The sequence below is a fragment of the Flavihumibacter solisilvae genome, from assembly GCF_000814475.1.
GTDB lineage: Bacteria > Bacteroidota > Bacteroidia > Chitinophagales > Chitinophagaceae > Flavihumibacter > Flavihumibacter solisilvae.
The window spans coordinates 156,635-165,171 of sequence record NZ_JSVC01000045.1; the positions used below are offsets into that span (position 1 = coordinate 156,635).

Consider the following 8,537-nt stretch of genomic DNA (forward strand, 5'->3'; position numbering starts at 1 on the left):
TCTCTATCTTTTGCCCAGGTCGATCTCGGTATTATCGCCGATGTTAAGGCTGCGGCTTTCACCACGCACTTCGGTGTCGGATCCAATCAGAGACTGGGTAAGCACAATATCCTTCAGATCAGAAAAGGCACCGATAATGGAATCCTTGATAATGGAGTCGCTGATGGTCACACACTCCCCGATTGCCACATTGGGTCCGATAATACTATTTGAAATATCACAACCTGCCGCGATACTTACCGGAGGTACGATAATCGTATTCTCAAACTGATGATCGTCGGAAATGGTCTGGCCCATTTTCCTGAGGAGCGTTGCATTGCTTTCGAGAAGGGTTTCCTTCTTACCACAGTCAAACCAGTTCTGCACTTTGTATGACCTGATCTGGGATCCCTTGGTGATCATGCACTCAATGGCATCGGTAAGATTGAATTCACCATAACTGGTGATATTTTGCTGCAGGTTGTTCTCGAGGCATTCGAACAGGGTTGTTGTTTCGCGGATGCGATAGATGCCTACGAGGGCCATATTAGATTTCGGGATCTGTGGCTTTTCGACCACCCGGGTAATGAGGCCTTCCTCATTGATCTCTGCCACACCAAAATCCCGCGGATCGTCAACCCGCTTCACGCACAACAGTGATTGTTCACTCTTTATAACAGAACGGACATCATATTCGCAGATACTGTCGCCCAGTACAATGATCACTTCGTCGTCCTGTACTACGTTGCGTGTCAGCGAGATAGCATGCCCGATACCCAGTCGTTCGTTCTGCTGAATAAAATGTGTCTGGAGGTGAGGGTACTTTTCTTTTACGAAGTCCTGGATTTTATCGCCCAGGTAACCGATGATGAAAATAAATTCATTAACGCCGGCTTCAACCAGCTGGTCAACTATAATTCCTAAAATTGATTTTCCTGCCAGGGGAATGAGTGCCTTTGGCTGAGTATAAGTATGCGGTCGCAGCTTAGTGCCTGCTCCTGCCACCGGGATAATCGCTTTCATACTAGGCGTGAAAATAGGAAAAAACAATTACCGGCGGATGCCGTATTTTTGCGCCAAATTTTTAATACATGCAACAAGATGCTCTGGTCTTTGATCTCATCCGCAAGGAATTGGAAAGGCAACGTCACGGTATTGAACTCATTGCGTCTGAGAATTTTACTTCACTGCAGGTAATGCAGGCAATGGGAAGTGTGCTGACCAATAAATATGCGGAAGGATATCCCGGTCGCCGTTACTATGGTGGCTGCGAGATTGTAGACCAGACAGAGCAGCTGGCAATTGACCGCATCAAGACCGCATTTGACTGCGAATATGCCAACGTGCAACCTCATAGTGGCGCGCAGGCAAATGCCGCCGTATTACTGGCGATCTTACAGCCGGGTGATAGGATCCTCGGGCTCGACCTCAGCATGGGTGGTCACCTGACCCACGGTTCTGCGGTAAACTTCTCCGGCAAACTGTACGAACCACATTTTTATGGCGTGGTAAAAGAGACCGGTCGTGTCGATTACGACATGCTTGAGAAGCAGGCCCGTGAAAAAAAGCCGAAACTTATCATTTGCGGAGCTTCCGCTTACAGCCGAGACTGGGATTATCCCCGCATCCGGAAAGTAGCTGACGAGATCGGTGCCTTTGTGATGTGCGATATGGCACACCCGGCCGGTCTGATTGCCAAGGGCCTGCTTAGCTCCCCCTTTGAGCATTGTCACTTTGTTACTTCAACTACACATAAAACACTTCGCGGACCCCGCGGCGGAATTATCCTGATGAAGTCAGATTTTGAAAATCCCTTCGGACTTAAAGATCCAAAGGGAAATACCAGGCTGATGAGCAACCTGCTTGATATGGCTGTTTTCCCGGGCATCCAGGGAGGCCCGCTTGAGCACGTGATCGCAGCTAAAGCTGTTGCCTTCGGAGAATTGCTGAGCGACAGCTTTACAAGCTACGCCAAACAAGTTATCACTAATGCACAGGCAATGTCGGCCGCTTTCGTTCAACGCGGTTACAACATCATCAGCCAGGGAACAGATAACCACCTTATGCTGATCGACCTGCGTAATAAAGACATCAGCGGAAAGAAGGCAGAGCAGGTTCTTGGCAAAGCAGAGATCACCCTCAACAAGAATATGGTTCCTTTCGATGACAAGAGTGCGTTCGTTACCTCAGGCATCCGTGTGGGAGTACCGGCAATAACAAGCCGCGGCATGCAGGCGGAACATATGGAGTTTGTGGTCAATGCCATTGACACGGTGTTGATGAATGCCGATGACGAAGCCATCATTGCGAAAACGAGGAAGGAAGTAAATGATTTCATGGACCAGTTCCCGCTTTATCCTGAACTGGGCTAAGCCATGACCCGTTATTTGTTTTATCTTTCTTTTTAAAGTAACTGTATGATACAACGCATTCAGACGGTTTGGCTTGCACTTGCAGCCATCTGCGGTTTTGCCATGGCGCGTGTTCCGCTGTTCACTGCAACCCTTGCAGATAAATCAAGCCGCACTTTCCTGGCAACGGAAAGCCTGCTGACATTTGCCCTTGTTATAGGAATTGCCTGCCTGTCGCTGGTAATTATCTTTCTTTTTAAAAACAGGCCGACACAATATAAACTGGCAATCACCGGTGGTTTGCTTTCCGCAGGTGTAATTGCCCTGCAGGTTTATTCAGTTGAGAATTTCAAGAAATCCATCAACATGATCCAGGGCACATACCAGTGGGGCGGACTATTGCCTATCGCTATGATGATCTTCCTTTTCATAGCCGCAAAACATATTCGCAAGGACGAGAAACTTGTAAAAAGCCTCGACCGGCTGCGATAACGGCAGAAGTTTCAAAATTTAAATATTTATATTCAAAAGGCGTCGCACCAGGGGTTGGTGGGGCGCCTTTTTTGTACATTTGTAGCGCTGCTACTTCAAGCTTATTCCCTTATTTATTGATTGGCATCAGGGAGATAATAATCACTTCCCCATAATGCCTTTATCCAGACCTGGCATCATATTCACGGAACAACAACTTTTTTCACATGAAAAAGTTTACCCTTTTTATGATTGCTGGCTGCATATGGATTGCCGGCAATTCACAGGTTTCCGGGACAAAAGCCATCCCCGGTAATTACCCAACCATCACAGCGGCTATCCAGGACATTGGCATACAGGGGTTAGGGGGTGCTGTCGTACTCGAGTTACAACCGGGTTACGTATCCACTTCAGAAAATTTCCCCATTGTGATCGGTCCGCTTACCGGCAGCAGTGCAACAAATACTCTAACTATCAGTCCCGCCGCCGGCAGCAGTAACTTACAGATTCAATCCACTGTCAGCGGTCCGGCAATGGAATTATCTGCAGCTGCGCACCTGATTATCGATGGCAGGCCGGGACGCACGGGAACCGCCATAGCGCTTACCATCAGCAACATGAGCAACGACGGATCGGCGCTGCGATTATCCAATGGTGCCAATAACAACCTTATCACTTATTGCCACCTGGCAAGTGGTGATTTTCTATTGGAAGAAGGTGTTGTAACCTTCACCAATACAACTGGTGCGGCGGTCGGCAACACAAACAATACCATTTCATTTTGCCGGGTAGAGGGAGCGATCGCGGATGTTGATCCGCCGTTTTACGGCATTTATGCGATCGGGATTGCTGCCGGTCCGAACGCCAACAACTCAATATTGAACAATGAGATCTTCAACTTCGCTATCTATGGCATCAGGATTGAAGCAACAGGTAACGGTGGTGGCTGGACGATCTCCGGCAACAGCATCTTCAATGAATTGAATGTGTCTTCCCAAACCGGTCGCGTCGGCATTGACTTCAGGCCAGGTACTGCGGCCAATGACAATGTTATTGCGGGCAATTTCATCGGCGGACAGGCACCACTGGCGGGAGCACCAAAATGGGTGCATACCGGTGATGATGGCAAGGCAAACTTCACAGGAATCTTTTTGAAAGCAGGTACAGGTTCTGGTACCGCGGTACAGAATAACGTGATCAAAAATATAGCGCCAACCCAGAGCAGTGTCAGGGTGACGGGGATCGTGATTGAAAATGGTGCCGTGCAGGTTTCCAACAACCTGATTGGCGGTACATCAACTGCCGATAATACTGTTCTTACCGGCGGCCCCAGCAACACCGTTGTTGAAGGTATTATCAGTTATTCCTGCTTCCCGGTTTCGATAACCGACAATACTATCAGCCATATCGTGATGGCGGGGAATGAATTGCATTTCATCGGAATAGGTCGGGTTCCATTCAGCAATACGACAATTTCAGGAAACCAGATCTTCCAGGTCGACGCTTCAGGAACGGGACCGTTAGATTTTGTTGCTATCGGCTTCATTGAGAACCTGCTCACCGCCTGTGCCAATCCGATTTCACCTTCTGTAATTGATGAAAACCTCATCAACAACCTGACCATCGATGCCGGTGATGGTGATGCAGGTTTCAGGGGCATTGTGCTGGAAGAAGCCGGGGTCACTGCTGAAAAGAACGAGATCGGTCAAATCAATGTGAGCGGCAGCACTTCATCTTTCATAAACGGGATTGTTTACACCGGAAGTGGAACGGCCAACATTTCAGAGAATACATTGCTTGCCCTGAGTTCGCCAGTTACCACTGCAATTATGGTACAGCCGGGTGCAGGCAACTCCAACGTTACCGTAAATAAGAATACTGTGACAGGGACAGGCACTTCCGCAGGAACCGGGATCGCTGCCTTGGCTGGTAGTGGCGCCAGTGTGCAGTTAACGGTAATTGATAACGCAATTAGCGCCTGGCAAACAGGTTTACTTGCGCCATCGTCTGCCGGTGGTTCGCTTACTCTTAACCTGAAGAACAATACCATTACTGGTAATGGAACCGGAGTTGTCAACAATTCCGGAACGCCGGTTGATGCGACCTGTAACTGGTGGGGTAATGCAAGTGGACCATCCGGTGCTGGTCCGGGTACCGGTGACCCTGTGGGTGCGAATGTGTTATTCAATCCGTGGGCAACCATTCCCGGATTCATTTCAGTAAATGCAGGTACCGACCAGACTATTACGCTTGGATTCGGCTCTCCTTCAGTGACACTTACAGCAACAGCCGTTTCCTGCGGTGCACCGACATTTGCCTGGTCAACCGGCCAGTCAGGGGCCAGCATTATAGTTAGTCCGACAGTAACGACGACCTACACAGTAACTGCAACCGATGCAAATGAACACGAGGCGACAGATGCAGTGATTGTAAACGTTGTAAATGGAAGGTGTGGCACCAACAATGAAAAGCGGGTCATTTGCCATAAAAACAAGAATACGCTCTGCATCCTGGCATCGGAAGTTGCCACCCACCTGGCGCATGGCGATACTCCAGGTGCATGCAGTGGCACCGCGCCAGCACAGGCGCTGATCCTGACTGAGAAAAGTGCCGGACGGCTCGTAGCTTATCCGAACCCTTCAAGGGACAACCTGCAATTAGAATGGGACGCTGCAGCAGCCGGAACAGCGCAGTTGCGTTTCATAGATTTCCTGGGCAGGGTGGCGGATCTGCGTTCGCTTCCTGAAACCCCGGGCAGGAACAGCCGCCAGGTTTCACTGCGAAATATTCGTGCGGGAAATTACTTCCTGGTGTTGCAATCAGGAAGCAGGATCTTTACAACGAAGATCGCCAGGTCTGAATAACATGAGGTCAGCTTCGCAGGTGTTTACCTGTAATGCTTTGTGGAACTGCCGGTAGTCCGGAGGGTTCGCCGGCGTATACCAGTTGCCCGCCCGCGTCGCCAGCCTCAGGCCCAAGGTCAATCACCCAGTCTGCACTGCGGATTACATCAGTATTGTGTTCAATCACAAGGATGGTATGACCCTGCTCTACGAGTGCATTGAAAGATGCGAGCAATTTGGTTATGTCATGAAAGTGGAGACCTGTGGTCGGTTCGTCGAAGATGAAGAGGATATGTCCCTGCGACCTGCCTTTGCCAAGGAATGACGCCAGCTTCACCCTTTGTGCTTCACCGCCCGAAAGTGTATCAGATGACTGGCCAAGTTTCACATAGCCAAGGCCCACATCACTCAAAGCTTTTATTTTATTGACAACGTCTTTTTCACCTGCAAAAAACTCAAGCGCTTCATCAACACTCATTTCGAGGACGTCATAAATATTCTTTTCCTTGTATGTGACTTCAAGTACTTCTTCCTTGAATCGTTTGCCGCCACATACTTCACAGGTTAAGTGAACGTCGGCCAGGAACTGCATTTCCACCACCTGTTCGCCTTCCCCCTTACAGGTATCGCAACGGCCACCATCGACGTTGAATGAAAAATGTTTGGGCATGAAGCCGCGCATTTTACTAAGAGGCTGGCTGGCAAAAACATCCCTGATCTCATCGTATGCCTTGATGTAAGTGACAGGGTTACTCCGGGAAGATTTCCCAATCGGGTTCTGGTCGACCAGCTCTATTTGCGTTATAAAGTCTATATCGCCGTCTATCGACAGGTGATGGCCTACTTTATCAGCTGCCTCACCCTTCAATTTTTGAAGTGCGGGGTAAAGAATCTGTTTGACAAGTGTGGTCTTTCCGCTGCCGCTTACACCACTCACCACGCAAAACACGCCCAAAGGAAACTCGACGTCAATATTTCGCAGGTTGTTCTGTGCAGCACCTTTAACGGTAACCGACCTCCGCCACTTCCTCGTTTTCTTGGGCGGATCAATTGTCAGCTTACCGGTAAGATATTTTCCAGTAAGGCTGTCTTTATCTGCTGTTATCGTTTTGTAATCGCCTGCTGCAACCACTTCACCACCGAGATGGCTGGCAAGCGGACCCATATCAATAATATGGTCGGCTTGCCGCATCATGAGTTCGTCGTGTTCCACAACTACCACAGTATTGCCCAGGTCGCGCAGTGATTTTAACACGCGGATAAGCCTTTCCGTGTCACGCGCATGTAACCCTATTGAAGGTTCATCCAGTATATATAATGAATTTGTCAGGTTGCTGCCAAGGCTCCGGGTGAGCTGGATGCGCTGGCTCTCGCCACCGCTCAATGAGTTGGCGAGTCTTGACAGGGTCAGGTAACTAAGTCCGACATCCATTAGTGTCCCGATCCGGGTTTCTATTTCAAGCAGGATCCTTTTCGCGACCTGGCGATCGTAATCGCTGAGAGACAGGTTTTGGAACCAGTCCTGCAGGTCCTTCACCGGCATTTCACACAACTCCCCGATATGTTTGCCGGCTACTTTTACATAAAGTGCTTCTTTTCTTAACCGGTATCCGTTGCAATCGGGACACATAGTGCGGCCACGGTACCGGGAAAGCAGTACCCGGTACTGCACCTTATACAGGTTCTGTTCAACTTCCTTAAAGAAGTCGTCTATTCCGAGGGCAGGACTACTGCCTTTCCACAGCTGGCGGTATTGTTCTTTCGTCAGAGCGGCAATGGGTTTGTGAATCGGAAAGCCGGTTGCCTTGGCAGCTTTAATGAATTGCTCTTTCCACCAACCGAGCTTCTCCCCTTTCCACGGGGCAACGGCGCCTTCATAAACGCTTAGCCGCCTGTCGGGGATCACCAGGTCTTCGTCGATTCCGAGCACCTGTGAAAAACCTTCGCAGGTCGGGCAGGCGCCAAATGGGTTGTTGAACGAAAAAAGATTCGGAACAGGTTCTTCGAAAGCAATGCCGTCGAGCTCGAACCGATTTGAAAACTGCAGCAGTTCAGTTTCATTGACCAGCAATACCATTTCCCCTTCACCCTCATAAAATGCGGTGCCCACGGAGTCGGCTATCCGATGCAGGTCGTCTTCCTCAAAATCCTTCGCAACCAGGCGATCGACCAGCAGGTACACTTTTTTCTTCGGTTTGGGAACCCAGGGCTTGCCATTAGCTGACTCCTGAAGGATATCGTCTATGCTTAGTACAGAGCCATCGTACAGGCGGCTGAAACCTTTCTGCAGCAGGATCACCAGTTCCTCTTCCACCGACCTGTTTTGATGCTGGCGAAAAGGTACCATTACCAGGATCTTATCTCCCTTGCGGCGCTCCCTGATGGCACGGACCACATCTGAAACATCATCCTTTTTAACCTCCCGTCCTGAAACCGGCGAGATGGTTTTACCGGCGCGGGCGAAAAGCAGGCGCAGGTAATCATAGATTTCCGTCATGCTGCCCACGGTTGAACGTGGTGTCCGGGTAATAACTTTCTGTTCTATCGCAATAGCGGGGCATAGTCCCTTAATAAAATCAACATCGGGCTTGTTCATGCGCATGAGGAACTGGCGGGCATACGCGCTTAAGCTTTCTGCATAGCGGCGCTGGCCTTCGGCAAAAAGCGTATCAATAGTTAGAGATGACTTGCCCGAACCGGAAACGCCGGTAACTACTACCAGTTTATTCCGGGGAATGCTTACATCAATATTTTTTAGATTATGAACCCTGGCGCCTTTGATAAAAATATCATTGGAAGAAACCGTCGCTGGTGAATCTGACTTACTCATATCGGAGCCACAAAAGTATTGGATTATACGTTTTCTCCCTTATAACATCCGTATTGTGAAAGA

General features: G+C 49.4%; 5 protein-coding genes. 3 read left to right on the plus strand and 2 right to left on the minus strand.

What is annotated here, in order from left to right:
- Positions 1–3 precede the first annotated feature (3 nt).
- Entirely contained in the window at positions 4–1,002 is a 999-nt protein-coding gene (locus OI18_RS23170; protein WP_039144569.1) for a sugar phosphate nucleotidyltransferase, read from the minus strand.
- Between the two features lie 68 nt (positions 1,003–1,070).
- On the opposite strand from OI18_RS23170, the gene glyA reads away from it, so the two are divergent.
- The 3 genes from glyA to OI18_RS23185 all read left to right on the plus strand — a co-directional run bounded on the left by glyA (position 1,071) and on the right by OI18_RS23185 (position 5,665).
- Positions 1,071–2,351 (plus strand): serine hydroxymethyltransferase, encoded by a 1,281-nt coding sequence (gene glyA / locus OI18_RS23175; protein ID WP_039144571.1) that lies wholly within the window; start codon positions 1,071–1,073, stop codon positions 2,349–2,351.
- Between the two features lie 45 nt (positions 2,352–2,396).
- Positions 2,397–2,822: a DUF4293 domain-containing protein gene (locus tag OI18_RS23180; RefSeq protein WP_039144574.1), complete on the plus strand. Its 426-nt coding sequence runs from the start codon at positions 2,397–2,399 to the stop codon at positions 2,820–2,822.
- Positions 2,823–3,028: 206 nt separating this feature from the next.
- Positions 3,029–5,665 (plus strand): T9SS type A sorting domain-containing protein, encoded by a 2,637-nt coding sequence (locus OI18_RS23185; RefSeq protein WP_039144576.1) that lies wholly within the window; start codon positions 3,029–3,031, stop codon positions 5,663–5,665.
- Between the two features lie 7 nt (positions 5,666–5,672).
- Here OI18_RS23185 and uvrA read toward each other — a convergent pair whose 3' ends face one another.
- A complete protein-coding gene (uvrA, locus tag OI18_RS23190; protein ID WP_039144579.1) occupies positions 5,673–8,474 on the minus strand; it encodes an excinuclease ABC subunit UvrA in 2,802 nt (933 codons plus the stop codon).
- Between the last annotated feature and the right edge of the window lie 63 nt (positions 8,475–8,537).